Source organism: Exiguobacterium sp. s142 (genome assembly GCF_018618455.1).
GTDB lineage: Bacteria > Bacillota > Bacilli > Exiguobacteriales > Exiguobacteriaceae > Exiguobacterium > Exiguobacterium aurantiacum_A.
Genome location: NZ_JACSMB010000003.1, coordinates 134,804 through 160,174, shown reverse-complemented (window position 1 = coordinate 160,174; position 25,371 = coordinate 134,804). Strand labels below are relative to the sequence as shown.

The window sequence follows — 25,371 nt, the reverse complement described above, 5'->3', positions numbered from 1 at the left end:
ACGTGACGTCACGCTTTACGCTGAATTCAAGGAGGTGAGGCTTATGTATTCGATTCAGCAGCTCGCGAAGCTCGCCGGGACGACGCAACGGACACTAAGGCATTATGACGCGATCGGTCTGCTTGTACCGCTGCGCGACGACAATGGATATCGCCGCTATGCAAAACATGACGTCGACCGTTTGCAGACGGTTCTGTTCTATCGGTCGCTCGACTTCTCACTCGACGCGATCAAACACTTACTTGAAGCCGATTCGTTCGACCGGGCTCAGACGCTCGAGCGCCAAGTCACAGCGTTGCGCGAGAAAGCGGCTTATTTTGATATGCTCGCCGACACGGCCGAGGCGACACTCACCTCACTCAAAGGAGGACTTCCCATGGAAGACAACGCATTGTTCAACGGACTGTCGTTTGACGAACTCAAGGCACACGAAGCAAAACATGAGACTGAAGTACAAGACCGTTGGGGCGACAGCGAGGCGTACCACACATCTTTCGAGCGTGCCAACCAACGCTCGAAAGATGATTGGGAAACACTCAGCCAAGAACAGATGAATCTCGTCAAACCGCTCGTCGACCTGTTCCGAGCGGACGTACCGATTGAAGACGAACGTGTCCAAGCCGTCGTCAAAGCGAACCATCAGTTCATCCATACCAACTTCTACGACTGCTCGCTCGACATGTTCAGCGGACTCGGGCACATGTATGTCATGGATGAGCGGTTCACGATGTTTTACGACAAGTACGCGACCGGGCTTGCCGTCTACTATAACGACGCAATCCAACATTACTGCATCAAAAATAGCTGAAAGGCCAAAGCGAACTCGCTTTGGCCTTTACTCTGCCGTCCGTCGATCATATACGTCCTCTTCGAGCATCGATTCAATTTGACGACGCAAAAGCGGCAGTGCCGTCACAAGTTGAAGGTAAGGATACGTCGCAAAGTTATCGGTGCCACCGACATACAGGACGGACCGATCGAGTACAGTCCAGCCTCTGTCGCCCCATTGTTCGATTCTCACTTCACAGACGTCAGGCTTAGCGCGAAACGCCCAGTACGCTTCAAGTTGTCCTTTGGCCATCGAAGGGCTGACCGTTAAAATCGGACAGTCAAGACGGTGCAGTCGGCTCATGTCGACGGGTCCGGTCTCGTGCAAGATCACGAGTTGTGGTTGTAAGCGATCAAGCCACATCATCGTTCGGGCGTCATTCAGTGACGTGACACGCAACAGATGATGCGATGGAATCGGATTGTCGTTCAGCGGATAACGTGCTTGTAACTCTCGGACGCGCTGACGACTGAATCGGCACATGAGCGGTGACATAAAGCGAACGTATGATTGACGCATCCACTCGTTGATCGAGTCGGGCCGCACTTCAGCCGGACCGTCTTCTTTGATCACATGGGTCACCCCGAGATTCCGGATCGCCTGGTACACATAAGTCGAAGTCGGATCCTCGCCGATACATAAGACGATCGGACGCGTCATAAGCCCTCCTCCTTCCCTCTCTTTGAAGCGTCATCGTCTGTCTGGTCTGTAAATTCTGGCCCCATCGCCGAAAGCGCTATGTCAAAAGAACCGAACATCTGTTGGATATCTTTAAGCGCCGGTCCTTTCCCGTCTTTTTTTGCCATATTTCATAACCCCATGGCGAGAGGACGGCCAAATCCTCACTCGCTTCTTTCAACGCCGATAGAATATCTTGTTCCGTGAACGCTTTACGCGTCGACAATCCGATTTCTTCAAGTGCTTGCGTCCAAGACCCGAAGCGCCGAACGACTTTTGTGATACTCGGACGTTGGTTCGCTTTCGCCCATTTCGCATACGTCGTTGAATTAAATGGTTCGATTTCATCGCTCGCATCGAGCAACGCTTGAATAATTTCAATCTTTTGGTCTTTTGCCATCATCCCGAGTAGATCGGCCTCGATCAATGCGACCTTCCAAGACCCAAACTGGATGACAACTTCCGTGAGCGTCGGAGCATCATGGTCATGCGCCCATTTTCGGTAATCGGCACTATTGATCGAGCCAAGATCCTTCGCTGCCCGGCGAAGCGTTCGCAACATTTCCGACTTCGTGAAACGCGGCATCTGGTTTTCAAACCCGACGAGCCGCAGCACGTTCGCCCACGAACCATACACTTCTAACAGTTCGAGTACGGTCGGTCCGCCGTTCGCTTGTTGCCATTGCTGGTACATATGGATTGTGAGACGACCGTCATCGGCGGCCGTCCTCAACTGGTGAATCACTTGTTTCTCTTCCATGCCGCCTCCCCCTTTTATATGCGACGACTCATCCCACTTCACGAGCGCTAATTTGCGCAAATAAATTGATTTGCCGTGTCAAAATTTTCGATTCATCGAACCGTTCCTCGACGACTTCGCGACCTCGGCGACCGTATGATTCGATCCGATCTGAATGCTCGATGAACGACTCCATCGCCTCCGCGAGCGCTTGCGGACGGGCCACCGGGACGAGGTATCCCGTCTCTCCGTCAATGACTTCTTCTCGACAACCGCGGATGTTCGTCGCGATGACCGGAAGACCTGACGCCATCGCCTCTAAAATGGAACGGGGGAGCCCTTCCCGATAAGACGGTAACAGAAAGACGTCATGACGGTTGAACAAAGACGGGGTGTCTATGACGTATCCGACGTAATGAACGTTCGGATTGTCTACCAAGTGAGCTTCAACGAGTTTGGCGGTCTCTTGATCCCGCTCATTCGACAGCAACTCTCCGGCAATCGTGAGTGTCGCTCCCGGATGACGCGCAGACACTTCCTGAAACGCCTCGAGTAGATCGAGGATCCCCTTTTCTTTAACGAGGCGACCGACGAACAGAAACTTTAACTGCTTCGGGTCAACTGTTTTTTCAAGCGGTTGGAATCGAGTCAAATCAATCCCGTTCCCGAGATGAAGCAGACGGTCATCGCTTTTAAATTGTCGGGTCTTGGCAAGCGAATAATCTTCCTCACTTTGGAGCAGCAGCCAGTCGGTCGCGAGTGCGGCAAGCGATTTTTCGAGCCAAAACACGAGTTCATAGGCGACCCGGCTCATCCGTTCATGGAAGTAAAAGCCATGGGCCGTGTACAGAATGTGTGGGGTGCGGGCGATTCGGGCCGCAACCCGTCCGAGCGCGGCCGCAACCGGCGTATGGACATGGATCGCGTCATACTTCTCCCGTCTGAGCAAGGCGACGAGCCCTTGAATCGTCTGCACGTTCCGCTTCGGATGGAATTTGCGATCGATCGGCAGCGTATGGATGACCCAACCTTCCGCCCGCAACCGGTCCGTCCGGTCACCGTAGGCACAGGCGACATCGACTTGGTGCCCTTCGGCTTTCAGCGACTCGATGAGCGGACGCAACAGGACGTCAGCGGTCACGTCGACCGCGCAGAATTGAAGGATCTTTAAAGGCGCCATAAGTGGACCTCCTCTGGCTTCGTCGCTCGGTTTAAGATACCTTTTAAATCCATGACGATCCCTCGTCCCATCTTCAACTGACGTTCGGCGATTTTCCACCCGGCACTCACGAATTCATCGTGTGAGACGGCGTAGATGACGACTTCCGCCGGCTTGAGCTCATGGTACGGTTTTACTTGGATCCCGTATTCTTGTTCGACTTCCTCATGGTGGACGAGCGGGTCGTACACTTGCACCTCAAGGCCGAACTCCTCGATTTCCCGCACGAGTGTCGCGACTTTTGAATTACGGATATCACTGACGTTCTCTTTGAACGACATGCCGAGCACGGTGACCCGTGAGCCGAGTACCGGCATGTTTTGACGGATCATCGTTTTAATGAGCGACGTGGCGATGAAACTGCCCATCGTCTCGTTGATGCGCCGTCCGGCTAAAATGACCTCAGGGTGATAGCCGAGCATCTCAGACTTCATCGTCAAATAGAACGGGTCGACCCCGATACAATGGCCACCGACGAGTCCAGGCCGGAAGTTCAGGAAGTTCCATTTCGTACCGGCCGCTTCTAACACTTCAAGCGTATCGATGTTCATCCGCTCGAAGATGATCGCGAGCTCATTCATCAATGCGATGTTCAAGTCCCGCTGCGTATTCTCGATCACTTTCGCGGCTTCGGCGACTTTGATGGACGAAGCGCGATGCACACCGGCATCGACGACCGTCTCATATACGGCTGCGACGATATCAAGCGTCTCCTCATCCTCGGCGGCGACGACTTTCTTGATCGTCCGGAATGTGTTGATCCGGTCCCCTGGATTGATGCGCTCTGGCGAATAGCCGACTTTAAAATCGATCCCGGCCCGTAGACCCGACTCTCGTTCGAGCAACGGGATGCACTCTTCTTCCGTCAGTCCAGGGTAAACGGTCGACTCGTAGACGACAATCGCCCCCGGCCGTAGGTGCTTGCCGACGGTTCGCGTCGCGCTACAGATCGGACCGAGGTCCGGCTGATTTTGTTCGTTGATCGGCGTCGGTACGGCGATGATGATAAAATCCGCCTCTTCAAGCTGTGACGCGTCGGTCGTATATGCGACTGAGGCGATTTCAAGCGATTCCCGCTCGACTTCTCGCGTGCTGTCGAGATGACCGTTCAGTTCGTTGATGCGGGCCTCATTAATATCAAATCCGATGACGTCTCCGACTTCTCCGAGCGCGACCGCGACCGGGAGACCGACGTACCCGAGTCCGACGACGGCGATATGGCGATTGGCAATGGTTCTTCGTGCTGTCCGTGATTCTGAGATGAGTTTGTCCATGTCCATCTGCCTCCAGTTATTGTGAAATTTGATTCATCAACTTTTCGACGACGATGACTTTTCCGTTCGGGCCTCGAGGAATTTGTTTGACCGGCGTCAACGTAATCTCGACGCCGTCTCCGACGAGCTCTTTCAATCCCCGTCGAAGCACTTGTTCATGCGAAGAGGTAAAGCGATTTGGGTCTTTGATGTAGCGCATCTCGATGTGATGCAAATCGAACTGCCGAAACTGGACTTGAATGACCGAGTTCGGGAGCTCGCTGACGATCGTCGTCAAATCCCCTTCATAGACTTTGAGTCCTTTTGGCGTGACGATGAAATTCGATTGCCGTCCCTCGATTGACTCGACATACGTCCCACCTTGACCGCACGGACAAGTCCCTTCCCCAAACTTCATCCGGTCCCCGATCCGGTAGCGGACGAGCGGTGTGCCGTGGGTCGTAAAGCACGTGACGAGAATTTCGCCGTCCTCCCCGTAAGGCTCGATGACCCCTGTCTCGTGATGAAGGTGCATCCGTCCATGACTGCATTCGCTCAAAATCGGTGCCCCTTCGGACGAGGCGTATTGGTCGAATACGGGCGCGTTGAACGCTTCTTCAAGCAACGACCGTCCAAACGCCGTGATCGTCTCTGACGTCGGGAACAAGGCGATCAGTTGGAAGTCGAGTTTGATGTTGTGCGCTTTAATGTATGAGGCCAGGTCGATCATGGCGGACGGGGCGCTATCGAGAACGCTTGGTTTGAACCGATTCAGTTCCGCGATATAGTGCGGGATATTCGCCTCGGTCAGATGGAACAATGACAGCAGTAGTTGATTCATCGGACGATTATACCGCCAAAACACGGGTGCCGCTTGATCCGGTTCACAAATGACGCGTCCCGTGAAACTGGCTCGTTTCATCCCTTTTTTAAAGCCGTGTTGTTCTTTAAAATAATCCAAATGGGCCATCCGGATCTGATAATCTTCTGCTGTGAATTTCACTTGGAGCGACGCACCGGTCGTCCCGCCTGTCTTGCCGATAATGTCTGTCTTCACGTGCGAGTAGATGGCCGGGGTCGAGCGGACCGTTTCCTTCTCGAGTATCGGAATCTGTTTTAGATCTTTAATCGAGTGGAGCGGGAGCGATACGCCGGCCTCGTCGAATAACTGACGGTAATAGTCATTGTTCGCTTCGCAAAATGCTAAAAAGTCATTGAGTCGTCGAAGCTGGTCTGCTCGAACGGCCGCGTCATCCGTCGGACGGTTGCGTAGTGCGGCAAGCTCCTGCTCGTACGCTTTCCCGTAACGCTCTTGTGACAACTTCAAGCCATAAAGTGACGTCATCCAGTTTTGAAGGCGGATCGGCGCCTTAAAATACACGTCCCGCAACGCGAAGATTGCCATGATCGAACTCCCCTTTTGTATGGGTCAGACGTGAAGTCGCTTCACGACCCGAATTTTTCCGTTTGGTTCTTTTTTGATGGCCCGCACATTTTTAAGACGGATTCGCATATTCGGTGTGAACAGTCGTTCCACTTCTTGCTTTAATATCGTCTCATGTTCGTTTTCGAACCGGTCCTCATCTTTGACATACAACATTTCAATCTGGTCGATCTCATGTTGGAGCACTTGGACTTGAAGTACCGAGTTCGGCAGCACGGCGACGGTCGCCGTCAAGTCGCCTTCGAATACTTTATAACCTTCCGGTGTCTCGACGTAATTCATTTGACGACCATCGATCGACGAGATGACCGTACCGGGGTGGCCGCACGGACACGTCTCATCGCTGAGCGTCATTCGATCTCCGATCCGATAACGGACGAGCGGCGTGCCATGGGTCGTGAAGCTCGTGACGAGCACTTCTCCGTTCTCTCCGGCTTCAATGATGCCGGTCTCCGGATGGAGGTGCATCCGTCCATGCTGACATTCGGTGACGAGCGGTGCGCCTTCTGAAGAAGCGTATTGGTCGTATACCGGGGCGTCAAAAACTTCCTCGAGCAACGCGCGTCCCGATGGCGACAACGTTTCCGACGTCGGAAAGATGGCGATTGGCTTGAACGTTACGCGCATATCCGTGTCTTTTAAATACTTGGCGACTTCGATCATCGCGGACGGCGAACCGTCGAGGGCATCAGGTTGAAAGTCGTTCAATGATTCGACATAGGCCGGGATCGTTTTCGGATGAAAGTGAACGACCGAGTAGAGCATCTGTTTCATCGGAGCGTTATAACGCCAATAGACCGGCTCTTCCTGGCCGCGCGGACAAATCATCCGATCTGTGAAACTCGCCCGCTTCATCCCTTTTGTAAAGCCGTGCTGCTCTTTAAAGTAATCCAAATGGGCCATGCGGGCTTGGTAATCTTCGACCGTGAACCGGACTTGGAGTGCCGTCCCGGTCGTTCCACCCGTACACCCGACGATTGGTGCTTTAACATCCGAGAAAATAGTCGGTTCGGTACGGAGTGTCTCTTTCTCAAGCACTGGAATTTGTTTCAAATCGCTCAGTTGCAGAAGCGGCAGCTCCACGTGATGGCGGTCAAACAAGTCCCGATAGTAGCTATTATGCGTCTGACAAAACTTAAGGAACCGATTGAGCCGATTCAGTTGGGCTGTTTGCGGATCGACGAGCCGTCGACTTCGAAGCTTGGTCAACTCTTTTTCGTAATAGGGACCGTAACGCTCATGGTATAACTTCAACCCGTATAACGAGATAAGCCAGTTTTGAACCGGCAACGGAGAGTTGGCATAGATTTTGTCTTGAAGTGACATCATCACTCGATTCCCTCCTTCAATGCATGGTGATACGCGATATACCAATCGATAAACTCATGCACCCCTTGTTCAATCGGGGTCTGTGGTTGAAAATCAATCGCTCCATACAATTCCGATGAATCGGCAAAACTTTCCGGTACGTCACCCGGCTGCAGCGGGAGTTCGTTCACGATTGCTCGCTTCCCTAGTTTTTTCTCGATGATCCGAATAAAATCCATCAGCTGGACGGGGCTATGATTCCCGACGTTGTAAACACGGAACGGGACGTCGCTTCGGTCCGGGAGCGGGTCGTGATAGTCAAACTCTTCGTCAGCGAACGGTTGAATGTCCATCAAGCGGACGATCGACTCAATCACGTCGTCGACGTAAGTGAAGTCACGGGCCATTTGCCCATAGTTATAGACGTCGATCGGTTCACCTTTAATGATGGCTTCTGTAAATTTGTACAGCGCCATATCTGGTCTTCCCCACGGTCCGTAGACGCTAAAAAATCGTAGTCCGGTCGTCTTTAGACCGAACAGATGGCTATACGTGTGGGCCATCAGTTCATTCGCTTTCTTCGAAGCCGCATATAACGAGAGCGGATGATCGACCGGATGCTGTTCAGAGAACGGCATCTTTTGGTTCGAGCCGTACACGGAACTTGATGATGCATAAATCAATTGCTCGACCGGGAAGTTCCGGCACGCCTCAAGGATGTTTAAAAATCCGACGATATTCGATTGGATATAAGCGTCCGGATTTTCAAGACTGTAGCGGACGCCTGCTTGCGCAGCCAAGTTGACAACGATATCAGGACTCCGTTTCTCAAACACCCGTGTGACGGCCATTTTGTTCTCGAGCGAGTCCCGATACAGTTTGAAGTTCGGGTGCGTCAAGACGTAGAGACGCGCCTCTTTCAAATGAGGATCATAGTAATCATTCACTTCATCAATGCCGACGACGTGGTGCCCTTCTCGCAACAGCCGGCGCGCCAAATGAAAGCCGATGAACCCGGCGACACCTGTGACGAGCACAGTCTTTTTCATAACGTCTTCCTCCTTTGAGTGGGGTCGCTCGAACGAATCCGAACGGGCTCGATCTGAGGCGCGAACATATCTGCCATCACTTCTTCCGGGATTTCGCTATTGGCGACGAACAAGAGGAAGGACGTCAATGCGCTTTGTTGGTCAAGCAGATGTTCAATCGTACGTAAAATTGGTTCGACCGATTTGAACGGTCGCGTACAGCCGACAAAAATTTTGTCGTACACTTGATTTTCGCTGCGTTCGCTCGTGGCAAGCAGCTCCTCATACAACTTCTCGCCTGGCCGGATCCCGCTGTATTCAATCGGAATTTGCTCAAGCGTGAAGCCGCTGAGCGTGATCATCCGTCGGGCCAAGTCGACGATTTTGACCGGCTGTCCCATATCAAGGACGAACACCTCACCGCCATTCGCGCGAACACTTGCTTGAACGACGAGCCGACTCGCCTCGGGGATGGTCATAAAGTAACGCGTCATCTCGGGATGTGTCACCGTAATCGGCCCACCTCGTTCAATCTGTTCTTTGAACAACGGGACGACCGAGCCGCGACTGCCGAGGACGTTCCCGAACCGGACGACCGAGAACGTCGTCGCACTATGACGCGCTTGTTGCTGCACGACCATCTCGGCGACCCGTTTCGTCGCGCCCATTACGTTCGTCGGATTGACCGCCTTGTCTGTCGAGATCATGACGAAACGTTCGACGTTAAACAAATCAGCGGTTTCGACCATGTTTTTCGTGCCATAGATGTTGTTCTTCACAGCCTCTTTCGGGTTCCCTTCCATGAGCGGGACGTGTTTATGGGCCGCTGCGTGATAGACGATCTCAGGCTCGAACTGTTCGAACACTTCCATTAACCGCGCCCGGTCTTGGACGTCCCCAATGATCGGACAAATTTCCGTTTCCGTTTGTAAGTCTTTGAGTTCACGGTCAATCGAATAAATGCTGTTCTCGCCATGTCCGAACAAGACGAGGCGCCCAGGTTCAAATTTGATCAACTGCCGGCATAGCTCAGATCCAATCGATCCACCAGCACCTGAAATCAAAATGGTCGTGCCTTTTAGCTTATGTGAGATCTCGGATACGTCGAGTTGGACCGGCTCTCGTCCGAGCAAGTCCTCGATCGCCACTTCCCTGATCTCATTCATCGATACTTTTCCGGACGCAAGCTCCGATAGCATCGGCAACGCGTGTGATTCGACGCCTGTCTTCTCGATTCGCTTGAGCAGTTGCAGTCGCTTGTTGTAAGGCAAGGACGGGATTGCGAGAACAACGACTTCGATCCCGAACTCTTCAATTTTCCGCTCGAGCGCATCAATCGGGCCGATGACCGGTGTCCCGTGGATATAGAGCCGTTGCAGGAACGGATTGTCGTCTAAAATACCGACGACGTTTAACACGTTCGTCCGATGTTCTTTCAACTCTTTCGTGATCTTCTGCCCTGAGTCCCCACCGCCGATGATGAGCGTCGCTTTCCCGCTCGGCGGAGCGTTCCGGAAACGGAAGAAAGACCGCATTCTCGCCACGATCCGGATGAACAGCATCCCGTTGAACGCGAGCAGACTCTGGACGAACAGCGCTTGATACGATACATTCTCTAACACGACGAGGGCAGCACCGAGGACAAGTAAATCACTCGTGAGCAACACGAGGGCGAGCAATTGCAACTCACGCATCGAACCATAACGCCAGTCAATCCGATAAACGCGTGTCATCCACCCGAGGACGAGCAGAGCCGTACTCTTCAGCGCTAAAATCATCATCAACTTCGTCGTGTCGCCGGAGACGGTCGTGTCATGAGCGAACAACAGTTTGAACGTGAGAAAGATGGCCGCAGCCGCGATCGTCACGTCGAGCATCATAAGCATCGTGTTTTTTCGGTCCATCGGATAATGATTGAATCGAATAGTCATCCTGTCACCACCTTAAAAGATTGCCGAATGTAAACGGGTTATTCGCTGATGCTAGATTAGTACCCGTTCGAGATTCACAATCTGAAAGAAAACCATAGCTTTTTCATAGCAACGAAATTTAGCCATCAAACAGTTTTACAAATGTATGATGGCCATTTCTTTTTGTTTGTGAATATTTCCGCACTAAATGGGTAATATTGAAAGTATATGAGTCGTGAATTAGGTGTAAATTGTCAATAAGGAGGGGAATTTAGAAATAAGTAAACCTACATGCTCGTCACATGATTTCTTCACGACTTGCTTACACCGTCAGTCACGAGTCTTTTATGTTCATTGTCAACCGCAGTCGCGCCCTCGACCGTTTAGGCTTTCCTTGAGGACCATCATCGTTCAACCACACCATGACCTTTGAAGCAATCAAGCGCTTCTAAAAAGGAGAGACATCACGATGAAAAGATGGACAGAGCAGCAAATCATCTCATGCCTACAACAAGCAGCGAATGAACTCAAAGAATTCGATACGAAACAATACACACTCTGGGCCCGCAGCAAAGACGTTCCTTCCCTCTCGACCGTGATTTACAAATTCGGTTCTTGGCGCGAAGCCGTTCAGGCCGCTGAAATCAAAATGATGTACCGCTATTATTCGGACGAAGATATTTTAACCGCGTTAAACGAGGCCGCCGAAGAGCTCGACATCTTTACGAGCCAAACGTATCGGGAGTGGGCCAAAGTCGCACAAGCCCCGTCGCTCACGCTGATCAGCAGTCGGTTCGGCTCGTGGTCAAACGCACTTCGCGAAGCGAAATTGCAGACGACGACGGCCCGCAATAACGAGGAGCGCATCATTCAGGCACTCATCGAGGCGTCCGCCGAACTGACACGTCTCACTTCACAGCACTACGCTGTCTGGGCGCAGGAGAAGGGATATCCGACCGTGGCAACGATTGCCCGGAAGTACGGCTCCTGGAGCTACGCCTTGTTCGTCCTCGATATCGCCCCACCGAAACGGAAATGGGACGAGGAGGACGTCATCGAGGCGCTCCGGGTCGCTAAAGATGAATTAAACCATTTCAGCATCCTTCACTACCGCAAATGGGCCGAAGGACGAAACGTGCCGAGCACGTCGACGATCAACGCCTTGTTCGGCAGCTGGACCGCCGCTTTGAAATGTATGGAACAACAGCAAGTCATCACATGACAAAAGCGCCGTCTCTCGATGAGACGGCGCTTTTGTCATGTGACGATCGTGATGAACAGCGGGATACCGACGAGCAAATTGAACGGGAACGTGACAGCGAGGGCGAGCGTCAAATAAAACGACGGCTCGGCTTCCGGGACGGACGCCTGGAGCATCGCCGGCGCCGCGATGTAAGAGCCGCTCGCAGCGAGCGTCATGAGCAAGATCGTACCCCCGTCAGACAAACCGGCCAGTCCGGCGGCAAAGTAGCCGAAAACGGCCCCGATGAGCGGGAACATCGTCCCGACAATCAAAAACTTCATGCCGTACGCCGGGACGTCTTTCAGCTGATGGCCGACCTTGACCCCAAGGCTCAGTAAGAATAAGAGTAAGACGCCCGGGAACAAGTCGACGAAGAATGGTGTCAGCGCCGACGTGTCCGGCGTGACGAATCCGACGACGAGGCCGGCGATGAGCAAGAGGATGCTCTTTGAAAGCATACTGTCCCGGATGACGGTGAACGACTGACTCGGGGCGGCCGTGATACCGAGCACACGCGTCTGGTTGTACAGTAAGAGCGCGACGACGAGACCGGGAATCTCGAGGACGACGACGAGCGTCGTCATAAACGGTTCATAGCTGATACCGATCCGCTCGAGCTGGGCGGTCGCAGCGACATACGTCACGAGCGAGACCGAACCGAACGTCGCCGCCATGGCGATCCGTTCGTGAAAGCTGAACTTGAGCAGACGACCGAGTCCAAAAGCGACGAGCGGTAAAACCATCCCGAGGACGAGCGTCACGGCGAGCGGTGCCGCAAGCTCGTCAAGCGAGACAGCGGCGAGCCCCATGCCGCCTTTTAACCCGATGGCGAGTAGCAGATAAATGTTGAGCGTCACACTGAGCGATTCGGGGATTCTTAAATTCGACTTTCCGAGGGCGGCAATCACGCCCGTCACGAACAGGAGCACCGGGGCGCTCGTCAATAAAAACGTCAATAGTTCCATTGTTTCCTCCTAGACGACAAAAGCGCACACCAAAGAAAGGTGTGCGCTGCATGCCGACGGCTCGAACACGGTCGTTCCGTCTAGCCGACAACTGTCGGGGTAGTTTTTGACAGCTCCGTTTCAGGACGGCGGTGGAAAGTTCCCGTAGGCATTCTCCACCAATCCTGACGCGTCTCTGCTTCTAGTGTAAAAATGTCGTTACGCCTTGTCAATCACATCGTCCCACGGTGCATCCAACCGAAAGACGATGAGGCGTTCGCCTGTCTTCGTGCTGATGTCCGTATGGAGCGACACGAGCCGTCTCCCGAGCACGTCATGAATGATCGTCTCGAGTTGGACCCGGCCGGATTCGACGAGGTTGTTGCGGTATTTCTTTAACTGTTCGCGACCACTCGACTTCGCGGCGAGTTCATACTCGGCCGGGGTCAAGACGCCTTGCAGCGTCACGATGGCCAAATCGCGGAGCAGGTCACTCTTACACGTTAATGAACCGCGCCCGAGATACTCTTTCTCCCATTGGGTGATCCGGGCGCTCAGTTCCATCTCGAGCTGACCTTTTTTCGGCATCGTTACTTCACGAATCCGATCATCATCTCGCGAAGGATCTTCGCGGCGGCGATCGCCGTCATGTCTGACTGATCATACGCCGGTGACACTTCGACGAGGTCGGCACCGATGATATCGAGGTCAGCGTTGGCGATGGCATGGACCGACTCGAGCAATTCTTTCGTCGTGATGCCGCCGATCTCTTGCGTGCCAGTTCCTGGTGCTGCTGACGGGTCAAGGACGTCGATGTCGATCGTGACGTACACTTTTTTGCCGGCGAGCGTCGGCAGGACGCGCTTGAGCGGTTCGAGTACTTCATATTTGTACAAGTTGTAGCCGACTTCTTTTGCCCAGTCAAACTCTTCTTTCATCCCCGAACGAATCCCGAACGAGTAACAGTTCGACGGTCCGATCAAGCTCGTCGCTTTTTTCATTGGCGTCGAGTGCGAGAGCGGCTCACCTTCGTAATCGTCACGAAGGTCGGTGTGCGCGTCGATGTGCAAGATGACGAAGTCGTCCCCATACGCGTCATGCATCGCTTTGATGATCGGCCACGTGACGAGGTGTTCGCCGCCCATACCGAGCGGGAACTTTCCTTCCTTGATGACGTCTTTGACGAACGACTCGATCATGTCGAGCGATTTTTGGGCGTTGCCGAACGGAAGCGGGATGTCCCCTGCGTCATAGACGGCCGCTTCGTTCAAGTCCCCGTCAAGGTACGGGCTGTATTCTTCAAGTCCGATCGACACTTCACGGATGCGGTTCGGGCCGAAACGTGAGCCTGGACGGAAACTGACCGTCCAGTCCATCGGCATGCCGTAAAGGACCGTCTTCGCTTCTGTCACTTCTGGCAGGCTCGCGATAAACACTTTTCCTGAGTAGGCTTCATCGAATCGTTTGATCATTTCGTCAAGTCCTCCACGAATTTAGGAAGTACGAACGCCGCCGAGTGTAGCGCTGGCGTGTAGTATTTCGTCTCGATATCGTGGAACCGCTCAGCCGGTACTTGAAGCGGGTCGTACTTCTTCGAGCCGATCGTGAACGTCCACAAGCCGCTCGGATACGTCGGCACGTTGGCTGTGTACAGCTTCGTGATCGGGAAGATCTCTTTCACGTCACGCTGTACCGTTTGGATGAGTTCTGGTGTGAACCACGGGTTATCCGACTGCGCGACGAAAATTCCATCGTCTTTGAGCGCTTTCGAGATTCCTGCGTAGAACCCTTTCGTGAACAAGTTCGCTGCCGGTCCGACCGGTTCAGTCGAATCGACCATGATGACGTCGTACTCGTTTTCAGACTTCGCGATATGCATGAAGCCGTCTCCGACGATGACTTCGACGCGTGGGTTGTCGAGCTCACCCGCAATATTTGGCAAGTATTTCTTCGAATATTCAATGACTTTCCCGTCGATGTCGACAAGAACCGCTTTCTCGACTGTTGGGTGTTTCATAATCTCACGGATGACACCACCGTCGCCGCCGCCGACCACGAGAACGTGTTTCGGGTTAGGGTGCGTGAACAGTGGCACGTGCGCCACCATCTCGTGATAGACGAATTCGTCTTTATCCGTCGTCATGACCATTCCGTCAAGCAACAACATTGTACCGAACTCGTCCGTTTCGACCATCTCTAGTCGTTGAAACTCCGTTTGTTCGCTCTCATAAACGTGGTTAACCCGGAACGTGATCCCGTAATCTTCTGTCTGGTGCTCCGTAAACCATAACTTTAATTTTTGGTCCATCGATAGAACCCCTTTCTGTTCAAAAAGTTGTTCGTATGCGAGTGGCGTTTTGAGGCGCTTCTTATTCATACGATAGGAAGTATACAAAAACTGTCCGCATTTTGCACGATTTTTTTATTTATTCGTTCAGATGTGTGATTTTTCCATGAGGTTTAGCCGATAAACTGGATATAGATGTAGTTTATAACAGGAAAGGAGGGATCCTATGTGGTCTCCTTGCGTGGCCTGCTCCACGACAATCCCGCTCTTTGAACGGGGCTTGTTGGTCGTCAACGACCAACCTCAGCCATACGAATCATTTGATGAACTCAAGACTAAGCTATCTTCGGTCGAGGACAATGTATATTGTGTCAACCCTGCCACGAAACAGCAAACGCCGATTCTACCAGCAGTCGATTTGCTCGAACAGATCGCCAACCGTGACACGATTGAGCTGATCCAACACGGGGAGTTCGAAAGTCACCTGCAACCGATCATCCATCTCGACACAGGTGAACGGTTCGGTTACGAGGCGCTCCTCCGCAGCCCGAACAATATCTCGCCTGGGGAGCTGTTCCGCGCCGCCAACCGGTTCGGACTTCATTCGAAGCTCGACCAACGCGCCCGGTCCGAGGCGATCAAAGCGACGTATCACGCCGTTGCGCCTCACGAGAAGACGTTCATCAACTTCTTGCCGTCGACGATCTACAATCCTGACTACTGCCTGCAACACACGTTCGAAGTCATCGACCGCTACGGGCTCAGTGCCGACCGCTTCATCTTTGAAGTCGTCGAGACGGAGCAAGTCCAGGACGTCGCTCATTTGCAGCACGTGTTCGCCACGTATAAAAAACGCGGCATGAAAGTCGCGCTCGACGATGTCGGCGCCGGCTTCTCGACGCTTGACATGTTACAGCGGCTCGAGCCCGATTACGTCAAAATCGATCGGTTGTATATTTCGTTCTGTGACCAAGATGCCGAGAAACGCACGTTCTTGAAGAACGTCCGTCAATTGACGCGTTCGATGGGCATCACCATCCTCGCCGAAGGGATCGAACGCGCCGAAGAAGTCGACGTCTGTCGCGAACTCGGTTATGATCTCGCCCAAGGTTATTTCTTCGGAAAACCGTCTCCATACGCACTGTGACTAAAAAGGCCTAGAGCGCGCGCTCTAGGCCTTGTTTTCAATCGTCATCTTCTTCTGTATCTTCATTCATATCGTCTTCTTGCATTTCCGTGTCGTCGTTGTTCATCGGTTCCTCGTCCGCTCCCCCGCAAGCGCTGAGAATGATGCCTGTCGCCAGCAGCGACGCGGCCAATGTGCCTTTTCGTTTCATCAAACACACCCCTTTTTGAAAGTTCTGCCGTACAATAAGGTTTATTCCCTCCACTTGCCCACTCAAACGTCTTTTTTAGAGTGAACTACTCACCACTTATTTGCTTCGCAAGCGATTCATCTCCCACCTACGCTGGGCTTCGCCCCAGACGCTTAGAGGTGGGAGAATTCTCGCTTAATTAGATTAAAACTGTCTGATTGGTGGAATCAATTTAATGATGACAACTGAACAGAAAGAAGGTGTACCTTTTGAAACGACGTGTCTTACAACTAATCGGAATGTTCGTCCTCGGCATCTTCCTTCTGCTATCGCTTTACTCGATCGATGGATTGATTCCGTTTTTGATCGGTGTCGGTATCCTCGCGCCGCTCATCGTCGGTTGGAATATTTTATTTGACCAAGTTCAACCGCAAGCGAAGCTCGCCTGGCTGCTCACCGTCTTGTTCATCCCGTTTCTCGGCGCCCTCGCTTGGGTGCTGTTCGGCCGGACACCGAAACGCCACCGCCGGATCAAACGAACGTCTTCTGAGATTCGGATGTTCCGGCAAGCAATCGAAGCCGACCGCGTCGAGACGACGAATGACGTATCCGACCGGTTCCCTCTCACGAGAGCGCTCGAAAAAATGGGCGCGACCGGTGCCGACGGTCATACGGCGACGAAACTACTCGTCAACGGAGATGAAAAGTACGACGCTGTGCTCAAAGATATCGAGCAAGCGACGCACCATATCCACGTCCAATATTACTTGTTCCGGACCGATGAGATCTCCCTGAAAATTCGCGACGCCTTAATCAAAAGATCCAATGAAAACGTCACCGTCCGTTTTCTTTATGACGGTCTCGGCAGCCAAGAGATCAGCGAAGAATTCCTCGAGCCGCTCCGCAAGTCGCGGGTGCACGTCGAAGCGTTCGATCCAGTCGTGCATCCGCTGCTCGTCTTTAACGCCAACTTCCGGAATCATCAAAAACTCATCGTGCTCGATGGACGGATCGCCTACACTGGTGGGCTTAATGTCGGCGATGAATATCTCGGCAGGCATAAGAAGCTCGGTTTTTGGCGAGATACGCATTTGCGTGTCGAAGGCCCGCTTGTCCGGGAGCTTCAGCGTCTGTTCATCGAGAATTGGCTTTACGCCGGACACGAAGAAGAGAGCGAGACATGGGACTTGTTCGCCGACGCTAAACACCTTCCGGAATACTTCATTAACGAACCGCAAGACGCGAACGGGGCGACACAACTACTCGTGACGTCTCCCGGTAAGGACGTCACGATCCGGGATGGGCTGATGCGTCTGTTGATGGAAGCGAAAGAATCGATTTGGATCACGACCCCTTACTTGATCCCGCCGCCCGAACTGCTCGCCGTGCTAGAAGTCGCGGGGAAAAGCGGCATCGACGTTCGCATCGTCGTCCCAGGACAAGGCGACGAATGGTTCAGTTTCCATGCGACCGAATATTATTTCGAGCAACTGCTGAAACGGAACATCCGCATTTATAAATACAATCGTCATTTCATCCATGCAAAAACCGTCCTCATCGACGGCAAGATTGCGCTCGTTGGGACGGCTAACTTTGATTTCCGCAGCATGTATTTGAATCACGAGATGACGATCGCCCAGTTCGAGACGTCATCAATCGGTCAACTGCATGACGCGTTTTTGAAAGACTTCGACGAGTCGATTCTCGTCGACTGGTCGATGCTCCGAAAAAAATCGAACGGCAAACGGTTCATCGAGGCGTTCTGTCATATCTTCTCGCCGTTGCTTTGAAACACACGCCAAAGGAGATAAATGAGCACGAGTAGCGCAATCAGCACGAACTGCCAACCGGTCGCAACACGCAATACGGCCGTGACCGCGAGCGCCTCGATGAGGAGCGCCGGGATTTTCCCAATCGTGCTCGCCGCGGCGAACGACGGGAGCGTCATCCGACTGAACGCGGCCGATAACGTGACGAGGCCGGACGGAACGAACGGCATGAGTCTCATCCCGAGGACGAGGAACCACGCCTCGGCCCCACTAGCCTCGCGGAGACGCTTGAAGCGCTTTCCGTTCGGTGACGTATACGTTTGTAGCGCACGTCGGTACAGTACGAAACTGATGACCGCTCCGACCGCCTCACCGATGATCGAGACAGTGACGCCGAGACCGAAACCGAGAATGTTTACGTTCAGTGCCGTCAAAAACGCGCTCGGCAAAACGCCAGCGACGGCGATGGCACTGTTTAAGACGATGCTGATGACGACAAACAGCGGGATCGGGAGCAGTTCCCATTCCATCATTCAAACCCCATTTCAAAAGGCTGACCCCGCGAGGTCAGCCTTTGTTTTATTTCGCTTCGACTTCATCCCACGCGTCTTCGTCGACAGGTGGAAGGTGTTTCTCTTCAAGCTTCGCTACAACGACCGCACACGTCGCATCACCCGTGATGTTGACAGACGTACGGAGCATGTCGAGGATCCGGTCGACCCCGATGATGAGGGCGATCCCTTCGACCGGCAAGTTGACCGACTGTAAGACGAGCGCGAGCATGATGAGCCCGACACCCGGCACACCCGCTGTCCCGATTGAGGCGAGCACCGCCGTGATGACGACCGTCACGAGCTCGGTGATCGTCAAGTCAGCCGCGAACACTTGGGCGATGAAGATGGTCGCGACCCCTTGCATGATGGCCGTTCCGTCCATGTTCACCGTCGCACCGAGCGGTTGGACGAATGACGAGATCGAACGCGGGACGCCGAGCTTCGTCTGGGCGAGTTCCATCGATACAGGGAGCGTCGCGTTTGAAGACGACGTCGAGAACGCGAGCGTGATCGCTTCATAGAAGTTTTTAAAGAAGAAGACCGGACTCATCTTGCCAAGCAAGATGAGCGCTCCGCCGTAGACGATGGTCGCATGTAAGAACAACGTCAAGACGACGGCAAACATGTACCATGCCATCGCTGCGACAGCATCAAACCCGATACCACCGATGGCCGAGGCGATCAACGCGAAGGCACCGTATGGGGCGAGCTTCATGACCAAGTGAATGAGATGCATCATGATGCGATCCCCTTGTTTCACGAAGCGGCGCCACGTCTTGGCACGTTCGCCAAGGGCGATCATCGCAAACCCGATCAACGCCGCGAAAACGATAATCTGTAGCATGTTCCCTTCAGCGAGCGCTTGGATCGGGTTCGTCGGAATCATATTGACGAACGTCTGGACGATGTTCGACGATTCTTCGGTCGTTGTCGATTCAAATGCTAGATTGGCTGTTTCGAAGTTGCCGCGTTCACCTGGCTTGATGACCGACGCGACACCCATCGCGAGCACGATGGCGAGCGCTGTCGTCGTCAAGAAGAACAGAAGCGCCTTCGACCCGACGCGCCCGAGCTCTTTCGGGTCACCTAGGCCCATGACACCGAGAATGATCGAGAAGAAGACGATCGGGACGACTAACATTTTAATCAAGTTCAAAAACACTGTCCCGACCGGGGATAGTATGTACGTATTGACAATGTCGTAGACGTTACCGGATAGGCCGGCGAGCCCGAGACCGACGATGACCCCTAAGGCGAGGCCAATCAAAATTTTCTTAGTTTCACTCATCGTGTCACCCTTTCTTTTTTACACAGTGCGTTTAGTATAGCATAATGCTAAATTTTCTTACAATTTCGGTTGATTTGCGTGCCTTAACACGGTCATTTTCCCAAGTTGCTTCAAAAGAAAACAAAAAAGATTGGAGACCGTGACGGTCCAATCTTTTTACTCGGCAGCGAGACGCGCGAGTTCAGTATGAAGTTCGGTCGACTGGTCCCAAATCTCCGGACGGTGCTGTTGCAGAAACTCCGCGAGCACGCTCCGTGACGGCGCATCCATCATATCGATGAGGATCCGTCCTTTGAGCGACTTGTCCATTTGGTTGACGTGATACGGGAGCAATTTGTACCCGCGACGCGCCTCCAAGTCAATCGACATGTCACAAGCCGCAATCCCTCCGTAGTAGAACCCTTCCGGCTTGCGTCCGACCGTTACCCAGACGATCCAATACGGTTTACCGTTCGGCACCGCTTCTGGGTCGGTCAAAAACTTGATCCGTTTCTCGATCGCCGACTTGGCGTGCATCGCACCCATGTCGATCACTGCCGTACCTGCCTCGACGTCGATGATGACGGGCGACATATTGTTCAAACTGAGCGATCCGACCCCAAAACCGCCGTGGCCGTCCGTCGCATCGTCAGCGATAATGTTAAAGTTGATATCTTTCATGGCATTCCCTCCCCCTCTACTGTACACAAAGACGAGGGAACGTGGCAATCGCGAACGTCAGCCCCACTCGATTCGAAACTTCGTGCCGGGTCCAATCGAACGAAGGAGCGGACGATCCGCTTCGATGACACGTCCGAGCACGTTGACCCGCTTGTCGGCTTGAAGGTCTGTCTTCGTCACTTGCATTTCGCCAGCATAGCGCCCGTAATCCATGTTGTCAATCGTGATCGTGCCGAGCGGTCGCTGTTTCTCCGCGACCGGTTCGAGCAAGCGGTCCCCAGGGCGACCATACGCCCGTGATTCGACGGAACGGATGACGTCGCGCGCTGGGTCCATCCGGTTCGTCTGGACGCGGTAGAGCGCCGCCTCGATTGTCGTATACGCCTCGGCCCGGAGGACGAGCATCCCGTCCCCGTATGACGCGAACTGTTCGATCGTCGCATCCGCTAGTCCCGGGTCACCGATCAAAATGCGGTCGACACTCCCCGTCAACTCTAAATAAGCAGCGAACGTCGACAGCTGCCGGTGGTCTTCAAGCGTCGGCAGTCGTTCGTATAGCGGTCCGCGGAGCGTCCCATCTCCCGGGATGAACGCCTGCACGCTCAACCCTTGTCGTTTCAACCAGTCATTTTTTTCGTCAAACCATTGCCGGTCGAGCCCGGTCTCTGGGCGCGGGTAGAAGTTGTGCCATGCTTCGACATTGTCCGTCATGAGCCCTTCCTGTTTCATCTCGTCGAGCTCTTCAGCAGTCAACGTGCTCGCGTTCAAGGCTACGGTCATCCGTTTCGACAGATCGGCGACTTGTTTCGGGGTCACCCCGTAATCGACGCGGAGGCCAGTCACGCCCCAGTCGATGAGCGTATGGGCGTCGTCCCACGTCTTCCCGAGCGCGGCGAGCGAAGTCGGGGCGATATCGGCGAACAGTTCCATGTCATGCTGTCGAGCGAGCGTGCCGAGTCGACGCAACCGCTCCGTGTAGACCGATGGATCGTCTTCCGGGATATGTAGCGATGTGAACAGTGACGTGAAACCGATCTCACGCATGCGTTTCATCCACACCGCGAACGCTTCTGTCAGCGGTTCGCTCAAGTAAACAGATAATCCTCTCATATAAAACAGCCCTCCCTATTCAAAAAGGTGACTCGAAAGAGCCACCTTGGTTGTTAAATCCCATCCGCCATCTCTTCTTTGAAACCGAAGAAATACGTGAAGATGAAGCCAGCCGTATACGAGATGACGAGACCCCCAATATACGTCAAGTACATCCCATTGTCGATGAGCGGTGTGAGCGAGAGACCCGAGACCCCGATCCCGAGCGCTGCCGTCTGCATCGACGCTTGGAACGCACCGCCGACCGCGGCTCCCATACAAGCCGTCAAGAACGGACGACCGAGCGGAAGCGTGACCCCATAAAGAAGCGGTTCGCCGATGCCGAGGAATCCGACGGGGATCGCCCCTTTGATGATGTTGCGGAGACGTTGGTTGCGCGTCTTCACGAAAATCGCAAGCGCGGCCCCGACTTGTCCCGCTCCTGCCATCGCAAGGATCGGCAAGAGCGCCGTGTTGCCAACGGTGTTCAGTAACTCAAGGTGAATCGGCGTCAAACCATGATGCAAGCCGACCATGACGAGCGGCAAGAAGAAGCCAGCGAGGACGGCCCCTGCTACCGGTCCGCCGATTTCAAGCACGGCATTCAGTCCTTGCATGATGCCGTCTGACAACACGCCCGCGACCGGCATGATCGCATAGAGCGCCGTGAAGCCGACGACGAGCACCGTAAGTAGCGGCGTAAAGATAATATCAATCGAGACCGGCATGAAGCGGCGGACGTGTTTTTCGATATATGTCATGAGCCAAGCGGCAAAGATGACACCGAACAGTCCACCCCTTCCGACGACGAGTGCTTCCCCATAGATGACGATGTCGGCGAGTAACGGGTTGAACAAAATCCCCCCGGCAATCGCTCCAAGCACCGGCGTCCCCCCGAACTCTTTCGCCGTATTCCACCCGACGAGGATGGCGAGATAGGCGAAGACCGTGCTCCCGAGCACAAGCAGAATTTGCATCCACGTCTCGGTCCGGTCGACACCAGCGTTGACGGCAAAGTTCGCTGCCCCGTTGATGATCCCTGAAGCGACAAGTCCCGGGATGAGCGGGATGAAGATATTCCCTAAGCGACGCAAGAAACGTTTGAACGGTGACTTCTGTTTATCTTTCACTTTTTGACGCTCGATGGCCGCCCGCTCGTCAGGCGTCAAGTTCGCATCGACTGCCTCTTCCCCGATGGCGAGCCCCGTCTCACGGCTCAAGTGATCCGCGACACGGTTGACCGTTCCAGGTCCGACGACGATTTGCAGCGTCTCGTCATCGATGACCCCCATGACACCGTCGATTTTTTTCAACGCATCGATGTTCACTTTCGTTGGGTCTTTCAACGCCAACCGGACGCGTGTCATACAGTGCGCGAGTTGGCGGATATTATCTTTTCCCCCGACGTGCTCGAGTATGGCTTGCGCCAACACCTCTTCTTTCTTCATCTCGTAATCCCCCTTAAATCGCGTCGCGGACGAATCCGTTCGCGCGCTGTAATCGCTCGACTGCCTCTGCATAGGAAACGTCGGCTAAAATCATGACGATCGCCGTCTTGACGTGGCCGTTCGATGAAGCGAAATAACGCGCGGCCGTCTGTTCGTCGACCCCTGTCGCTTCCGCAATCATCCGTTTGGCCCGAACTTCCAATTTCTCGTTCGTCGGTTGCACGTCGACCATCAAGTTTTGATACACTTTGCCCACTCCAATCATCGACGCCGTCGAGATCATGTTGAGGACAAGTTTTTGGGCCGTCCCCGCTTTCAAACGCGTCGATCCGGTCAATACTTCCGGTCCCGTCTCGACCTCGATTTTGAACTCGGCGTGGTCGCTGATTTTCGAGCCTTTGTTGCAAGATAGCGCCGCCGTCGTCGCACCGACTTCACGCGCGTAATCGAGTCCGCCGATGACGTACGGGGTCCGGCCGCTCGCGGCGATGCCGACGACCGTATCGTCCGGACTCAAGTGAAGCGCTTTCAAATCGTTGATTGCCAAATCTATACTATCCTCTGCTCCCTCGACCGCTTTGACGAGCGCGCGTTCACCCCCGGCAATCAGGCCGACGACCATGTCCGCTGACACGCCGAACGTCGGGACACATTCTGCCGCATCTAAAATACCGAGTCGTCCACTCGTCCCCGCACCGATATAGATCAAGCGTCCGCCTCGTTTAAACGATGTGATCGCTCGTTCTACGACTTGTGCGATGACCGGCAGCTGTTGCTTGATCACGTGAGGCACCGACTGGTCCTCTTCATTCATCACGCCGAGCAGTTCCTCAACCGTCATGTCATCTAGGCGCATCGTCCGTTCGTTCCGTCGTTCCGTAGCCAATTTGTCTAACATCGCCACCATCCTTTCTTCTCTCTAGTTTTATTGTACTAATTTGAAATTAAAAGTCAAACTTATTTAAAAAAATAAAGAATTATAATTTCATAAACGTTCGACTTGAGTGCCAACAAAAAAACTCGGCCGTTTGAGGCCGAGTTCGCTTCATTCGATGTCTTTTTTCAACACGTGGACGTGGACACCATCCCCTGTGACCGAGTCTTGCTCATACACGTAGCCTTGCCGCTCCCAAAAACGACGGGCCCGCACGTTCGTCGGGAGCACACCGAGCCGGAACGTCGTCTGGAACGGACGCATGTGGTCCCGCTCGAGTTGATCGTATACCGTCTGGGCGAGACCGGTGCCGTGAAGTTGTTCATCGACGAGGAGCAGGCCGAGCCAGAGTGAGCCATCAATCGGGTGACGCCTCAACAAATCCGCCATCGCCACGATCGCCCCGTCGTCCTCCACGACGAGGCTGACCGTACCTGTCGCCTCGAAGTCAGCCAAATTCTCATCGCGGAACACTTCGAGCGTCTGAGCGTTCAATCCGGCGAACGCTTGTTGTCTCATGAGGAAAGCTGCCACTCGTTCGCGGTCTGACGCTTCATATCGGCGAATCATCGGCGCAGCTTCACCATCTCGTCGCGCGCCTCGGCGTAACGATCGATCAGCCCTTCGCCTTTTCGGTGCAACAGACCCATGTAGAGCGTGTCGATAATCGTCAATTGTGTCATCCGTGAGGCGATGCTCGCGATCCGGTAATCTCGTTCGACGGTCGGTGTGCACAGACGGACGTCCGCCTCGCGGTAAAGCGGCGACTTGTCGAGGTCAGTGATGGCGACGACGGTGACGCCTTTTTTCTTAGCGAACCGGACGAGCTCGAGCACGTCTTTCGTCCGGCCCGACGTGCTGATCGCGACGAAGACGTCGGTCGGCCCAAGATGCGGGATGAGCGACAGCATGTAGTGAAAGTCTTGCGACGTCAGAGCGGCGTAGCCGAGTTTCGTGAACTTGTACTGCGCGTCATAGGCGGCCGTCGATGAGCCGCCGACTCCATAGAAGATGACCCGGTTCGCGCGAGCGAACGTATCGATCGCGTGTTCGAGTTCGCGTTTGTCCATCGCCTCGGCACATGCCTCGATGGCCATTTTGTTCACGTGGATGACTTTTTGGAACGAGTCGTACGGGGTGTCCTTTTGTTGAAGGACATTAAAGTCGGTCAGCATCGTCTCTGTGATCGCCAAGTCTTTGACGAGGGCGAGCTTGAACGATTTGAAGCTGTCGATCCCGACGACACGCGCGAAGCGGACGATGCTCGCTTCTGACACGTCGGTCTTTTGGGCGAGTTCTTTCGTCGTCATATTCGGGACGAGCGTCGAATGGGTCAAGATGTAGTCCGCGATCTTCTTTTCGACGGACGTCATCTCGCCTTGGGCGAGCTCGATTTTTTTCAGTAAGGATTCCATCAGGTCATCCCCTTCC

The 25,371-nt window shown here is 53.9% G+C and carries 25 protein-coding genes; 4 read left to right on the top strand and 21 right to left on the bottom strand.

The window, feature by feature from the left end:
* Positions 1-43: 43 nt before the first annotated feature.
* Positions 44-808, top strand: a complete 765-nt coding sequence (locus tag KNP77_RS04580; RefSeq protein WP_214888900.1) for a MerR family transcriptional regulator — start codon at positions 44-46, stop codon at positions 806-808.
* Between the two features lie 27 nt (positions 809-835).
* Here the strand turns inward: KNP77_RS04580 and KNP77_RS04575 are convergent, their stop codons facing one another.
* From KNP77_RS04575 to KNP77_RS04540, 8 genes are all read right to left on the bottom strand, one after another.
* Positions 836-1,489, bottom strand: a complete 654-nt coding sequence (locus KNP77_RS04575; RefSeq protein WP_071398399.1) for a hypothetical protein — start codon at positions 1,487-1,489, stop codon at positions 836-838.
* A 76-nt stretch (positions 1,490-1,565) separates the two neighbouring features.
* Positions 1,566-2,267 (bottom strand): hypothetical protein, encoded by a 702-nt coding sequence (locus KNP77_RS04570; protein WP_071398400.1) that lies wholly within the window; start codon positions 2,265-2,267, stop codon positions 1,566-1,568.
* Positions 2,268-2,295: 28 nt separating this feature from the next.
* Complete coding sequence (locus KNP77_RS04565; RefSeq protein WP_071398401.1) at positions 2,296-3,426, bottom strand: glycosyltransferase family 4 protein; 1,131 nt, start codon at positions 3,424-3,426, stop codon at positions 2,296-2,298.
* Positions 3,414-4,745: a nucleotide sugar dehydrogenase gene (locus KNP77_RS04560; RefSeq protein ID WP_214888897.1), complete on the bottom strand. Its 1,332-nt coding sequence runs from the start codon at positions 4,743-4,745 to the stop codon at positions 3,414-3,416. Before KNP77_RS04560 ends, KNP77_RS04565 begins: the two co-directional genes overlap by 13 nt.
* 10 nt (positions 4,746-4,755) lie before the next feature.
* Positions 4,756-6,123 carry a phenylacetate--CoA ligase family protein gene (locus tag KNP77_RS04555; protein WP_214888893.1) on the bottom strand — a complete coding sequence of 456 codons (1,368 nt, stop codon included), beginning with the start codon at positions 6,121-6,123 and terminating at the stop codon, positions 4,756-4,758.
* 24 nt (positions 6,124-6,147) lie between these two features.
* Positions 6,148-7,491 carry a phenylacetate--CoA ligase family protein gene (locus KNP77_RS04550; RefSeq protein ID WP_214888889.1) on the bottom strand — a complete coding sequence of 448 codons (1,344 nt, stop codon included), beginning with the start codon at positions 7,489-7,491 and terminating at the stop codon, positions 6,148-6,150.
* Positions 7,491-8,519, bottom strand: coding sequence for an NAD-dependent epimerase (locus tag KNP77_RS04545; RefSeq protein ID WP_131464640.1), 1,029 nt, complete (start codon positions 8,517-8,519; stop codon positions 7,491-7,493). Before KNP77_RS04545 ends, KNP77_RS04550 begins: the two co-directional genes overlap by 1 nt.
* Positions 8,516-10,429, bottom strand: a complete 1,914-nt coding sequence (locus KNP77_RS04540; RefSeq protein ID WP_071398404.1) for a polysaccharide biosynthesis protein — start codon at positions 10,427-10,429, stop codon at positions 8,516-8,518. Before KNP77_RS04540 ends, KNP77_RS04545 begins: the two co-directional genes overlap by 4 nt.
* Before the next feature lie 448 nt (positions 10,430-10,877).
* Here KNP77_RS04540 and KNP77_RS04535 point away from each other — a divergent pair, with 448 nt between their 5' ends.
* Positions 10,878-11,630 carry a homing endonuclease associated repeat-containing protein gene (locus tag KNP77_RS04535; protein WP_131457752.1) on the top strand — a complete coding sequence of 251 codons (753 nt, stop codon included), beginning with the start codon at positions 10,878-10,880 and terminating at the stop codon, positions 11,628-11,630.
* A gap of 35 nt (positions 11,631-11,665) precedes the next feature.
* Here the strand turns inward: KNP77_RS04535 and KNP77_RS04530 are convergent, their stop codons facing one another.
* The 4 genes from KNP77_RS04530 to speE all read right to left on the bottom strand — a co-directional run bounded on the left by KNP77_RS04530 (position 11,666) and on the right by speE (position 14,903).
* Complete coding sequence (locus KNP77_RS04530) at positions 11,666-12,616, bottom strand: sodium-dependent bicarbonate transport family permease (protein ID WP_214888887.1); 951 nt, start codon at positions 12,614-12,616, stop codon at positions 11,666-11,668.
* A gap of 198 nt (positions 12,617-12,814) precedes the next feature.
* A complete protein-coding gene (locus tag KNP77_RS04525; protein ID WP_131464646.1) occupies positions 12,815-13,183 on the bottom strand; it encodes a Na-translocating system protein MpsC family protein in 369 nt (122 codons plus the stop codon).
* A 2-nt stretch (positions 13,184-13,185) separates the two neighbouring features.
* Positions 13,186-14,067: an agmatinase gene (gene speB / locus KNP77_RS04520; protein WP_214888872.1), complete on the bottom strand. Its 882-nt coding sequence runs from the start codon at positions 14,065-14,067 to the stop codon at positions 13,186-13,188.
* Positions 14,064-14,903 carry a spermidine synthase gene (speE, locus tag KNP77_RS04515; protein ID WP_070328241.1) on the bottom strand — a complete coding sequence of 280 codons (840 nt, stop codon included), beginning with the start codon at positions 14,901-14,903 and terminating at the stop codon, positions 14,064-14,066. The genes speB and speE overlap by 4 nt, the downstream gene beginning before the upstream one ends.
* A gap of 205 nt (positions 14,904-15,108) precedes the next feature.
* Between speE and KNP77_RS04510 the strand changes: the two genes are divergently transcribed.
* Positions 15,109-16,029: an EAL domain-containing protein gene (locus KNP77_RS04510; RefSeq protein ID WP_214888870.1), complete on the top strand. Its 921-nt coding sequence runs from the start codon at positions 15,109-15,111 to the stop codon at positions 16,027-16,029.
* A 37-nt stretch (positions 16,030-16,066) separates the two neighbouring features.
* Here the strand turns inward: KNP77_RS04510 and KNP77_RS04505 are convergent, their stop codons facing one another.
* Positions 16,067-16,219 (bottom strand): hypothetical protein, encoded by a 153-nt coding sequence (locus KNP77_RS04505; RefSeq protein WP_214888867.1) that lies wholly within the window; start codon positions 16,217-16,219, stop codon positions 16,067-16,069.
* 239 nt (positions 16,220-16,458) lie between these two features.
* Between KNP77_RS04505 and cls the strand changes: the two genes are divergently transcribed.
* Positions 16,459-17,988: a cardiolipin synthase gene (gene cls / locus KNP77_RS04500; protein WP_214888864.1), complete on the top strand. Its 1,530-nt coding sequence runs from the start codon at positions 16,459-16,461 to the stop codon at positions 17,986-17,988.
* On the opposite strand, the gene KNP77_RS04495 is transcribed toward cls, so the two are convergent.
* The 8 genes from KNP77_RS04495 to KNP77_RS04460 all read right to left on the bottom strand — a co-directional run bounded on the left by KNP77_RS04495 (position 17,964) and on the right by KNP77_RS04460 (position 25,355).
* Positions 17,964-18,497, bottom strand: a complete 534-nt coding sequence (locus tag KNP77_RS04495) for a TVP38/TMEM64 family protein (RefSeq protein WP_251138915.1) — start codon at positions 18,495-18,497, stop codon at positions 17,964-17,966. The genes cls and KNP77_RS04495 overlap by 25 nt on opposite strands.
* A gap of 49 nt (positions 18,498-18,546) precedes the next feature.
* A complete protein-coding gene (locus KNP77_RS04490; RefSeq protein ID WP_214888858.1) occupies positions 18,547-19,809 on the bottom strand; it encodes a dicarboxylate/amino acid:cation symporter in 1,263 nt (420 codons plus the stop codon).
* Between the two features lie 156 nt (positions 19,810-19,965).
* Positions 19,966-20,469, bottom strand: a complete 504-nt coding sequence (locus tag KNP77_RS04485; RefSeq protein ID WP_070328246.1) for a YwhD family protein — start codon at positions 20,467-20,469, stop codon at positions 19,966-19,968.
* A gap of 57 nt (positions 20,470-20,526) precedes the next feature.
* Complete coding sequence (locus tag KNP77_RS04480; RefSeq protein WP_214888855.1) at positions 20,527-21,579, bottom strand: DUF871 domain-containing protein; 1,053 nt, start codon at positions 21,577-21,579, stop codon at positions 20,527-20,529.
* Between the two features lie 53 nt (positions 21,580-21,632).
* Positions 21,633-23,006, bottom strand: a complete 1,374-nt coding sequence (locus KNP77_RS04475) for a PTS transporter subunit EIIC (RefSeq protein ID WP_070328248.1) — start codon at positions 23,004-23,006, stop codon at positions 21,633-21,635.
* A gap of 13 nt (positions 23,007-23,019) precedes the next feature.
* A complete protein-coding gene (murQ, locus tag KNP77_RS04470; RefSeq protein ID WP_131464658.1) occupies positions 23,020-23,913 on the bottom strand; it encodes an N-acetylmuramic acid 6-phosphate etherase in 894 nt (297 codons plus the stop codon).
* 138 nt (positions 23,914-24,051) lie between these two features.
* Positions 24,052-24,510, bottom strand: coding sequence for a GNAT family N-acetyltransferase (locus KNP77_RS04465; RefSeq protein ID WP_214888852.1), 459 nt, complete (start codon positions 24,508-24,510; stop codon positions 24,052-24,054).
* The gene (locus tag KNP77_RS04460) at positions 24,507-25,355 is read right to left on the bottom strand and encodes a MurR/RpiR family transcriptional regulator (protein WP_070328251.1); all 849 of its coding nucleotides are present in this window, start codon (positions 25,353-25,355) and stop codon (positions 24,507-24,509) included. The genes KNP77_RS04465 and KNP77_RS04460 overlap by 4 nt, the downstream gene beginning before the upstream one ends.
* Positions 25,356-25,371: the final 16 nt, after the last annotated feature.

What these genes read in the sequence shown, in the direction of transcription:
- KNP77_RS04490 (WP_214888858.1), bottom strand. Translation starts at nt 19,809, where the DNA reads ATGAGTGAAACTAAGAAAATTTTGATTGGCCTCGCCTTAGGGGTCATC.
- speB (WP_214888872.1), bottom strand. Translation starts at nt 14,067, where the DNA reads ATGATCAAACGATTCGATGAAGCCTACTCAGGAAAAGTGTTTATCGCG.
- KNP77_RS04540 (WP_071398404.1), bottom strand. Translation starts at nt 10,429, where the DNA reads ATGACTATTCGATTCAATCATTATCCGATGGACCGAAAAAACACGATG.
- KNP77_RS04505 (WP_214888867.1), bottom strand. Translation starts at nt 16,219, where the DNA reads ATGAAACGAAAAGGCACATTGGCCGCGTCGCTGCTGGCGACAGGCATC.
- KNP77_RS04575 (WP_071398399.1), bottom strand. Translation starts at nt 1,489, where the DNA reads ATGACGCGTCCGATCGTCTTATGTATCGGCGAGGATCCGACTTCGACT.
- KNP77_RS04460 (WP_070328251.1), bottom strand. Translation starts at nt 25,355, where the DNA reads ATGGAATCCTTACTGAAAAAAATCGAGCTCGCCCAAGGCGAGATGACG.
- KNP77_RS04475 (WP_070328248.1), bottom strand. Translation starts at nt 23,006, where the DNA reads ATGAAGAAAGAAGAGGTGTTGGCGCAAGCCATACTCGAGCACGTCGGG.
- KNP77_RS04485 (WP_070328246.1), bottom strand. Translation starts at nt 20,469, where the DNA reads ATGAAAGATATCAACTTTAACATTATCGCTGACGATGCGACGGACGGC.
- KNP77_RS04560 (WP_214888897.1), bottom strand. Translation starts at nt 4,745, where the DNA reads ATGGACATGGACAAACTCATCTCAGAATCACGGACAGCACGAAGAACC.
- KNP77_RS04570 (WP_071398400.1), bottom strand. Translation starts at nt 2,267, where the DNA reads ATGGAAGAGAAACAAGTGATTCACCAGTTGAGGACGGCCGCCGATGAC.
- murQ (WP_131464658.1), bottom strand. Translation starts at nt 23,913, where the DNA reads ATGGTGGCGATGTTAGACAAATTGGCTACGGAACGACGGAACGAACGG.
- KNP77_RS04465 (WP_214888852.1), bottom strand. Translation starts at nt 24,510, where the DNA reads ATGATTCGCCGATATGAAGCGTCAGACCGCGAACGAGTGGCAGCTTTC.
- KNP77_RS04525 (WP_131464646.1), bottom strand. Translation starts at nt 13,183, where the DNA reads ATGCCGAAAAAAGGTCAGCTCGAGATGGAACTGAGCGCCCGGATCACC.
- KNP77_RS04535 (WP_131457752.1), top strand. Translation starts at nt 10,878, where the DNA reads ATGAAAAGATGGACAGAGCAGCAAATCATCTCATGCCTACAACAAGCA.
- KNP77_RS04565 (WP_071398401.1), bottom strand. Translation starts at nt 3,426, where the DNA reads ATGGCGCCTTTAAAGATCCTTCAATTCTGCGCGGTCGACGTGACCGCT.
- speE (WP_070328241.1), bottom strand. Translation starts at nt 14,903, where the DNA reads ATGGACCAAAAATTAAAGTTATGGTTTACGGAGCACCAGACAGAAGAT.
- KNP77_RS04530 (WP_214888887.1), bottom strand. Translation starts at nt 12,616, where the DNA reads ATGGAACTATTGACGTTTTTATTGACGAGCGCCCCGGTGCTCCTGTTC.
- KNP77_RS04580 (WP_214888900.1), top strand. Translation starts at nt 44, where the DNA reads ATGTATTCGATTCAGCAGCTCGCGAAGCTCGCCGGGACGACGCAACGG.
- KNP77_RS04480 (WP_214888855.1), bottom strand. Translation starts at nt 21,579, where the DNA reads ATGAGAGGATTATCTGTTTACTTGAGCGAACCGCTGACAGAAGCGTTC.
- KNP77_RS04510 (WP_214888870.1), top strand. Translation starts at nt 15,109, where the DNA reads ATGTGGTCTCCTTGCGTGGCCTGCTCCACGACAATCCCGCTCTTTGAA.
- KNP77_RS04555 (WP_214888893.1), bottom strand. Translation starts at nt 6,123, where the DNA reads ATGGCAATCTTCGCGTTGCGGGACGTGTATTTTAAGGCGCCGATCCGC.
- KNP77_RS04495 (WP_251138915.1), bottom strand. Translation starts at nt 18,497, where the DNA reads ATGGAATGGGAACTGCTCCCGATCCCGCTGTTTGTCGTCATCAGCATC.
- KNP77_RS04550 (WP_214888889.1), bottom strand. Translation starts at nt 7,491, where the DNA reads ATGATGTCACTTCAAGACAAAATCTATGCCAACTCTCCGTTGCCGGTT.
- KNP77_RS04545 (WP_131464640.1), bottom strand. Translation starts at nt 8,519, where the DNA reads ATGAAAAAGACTGTGCTCGTCACAGGTGTCGCCGGGTTCATCGGCTTT.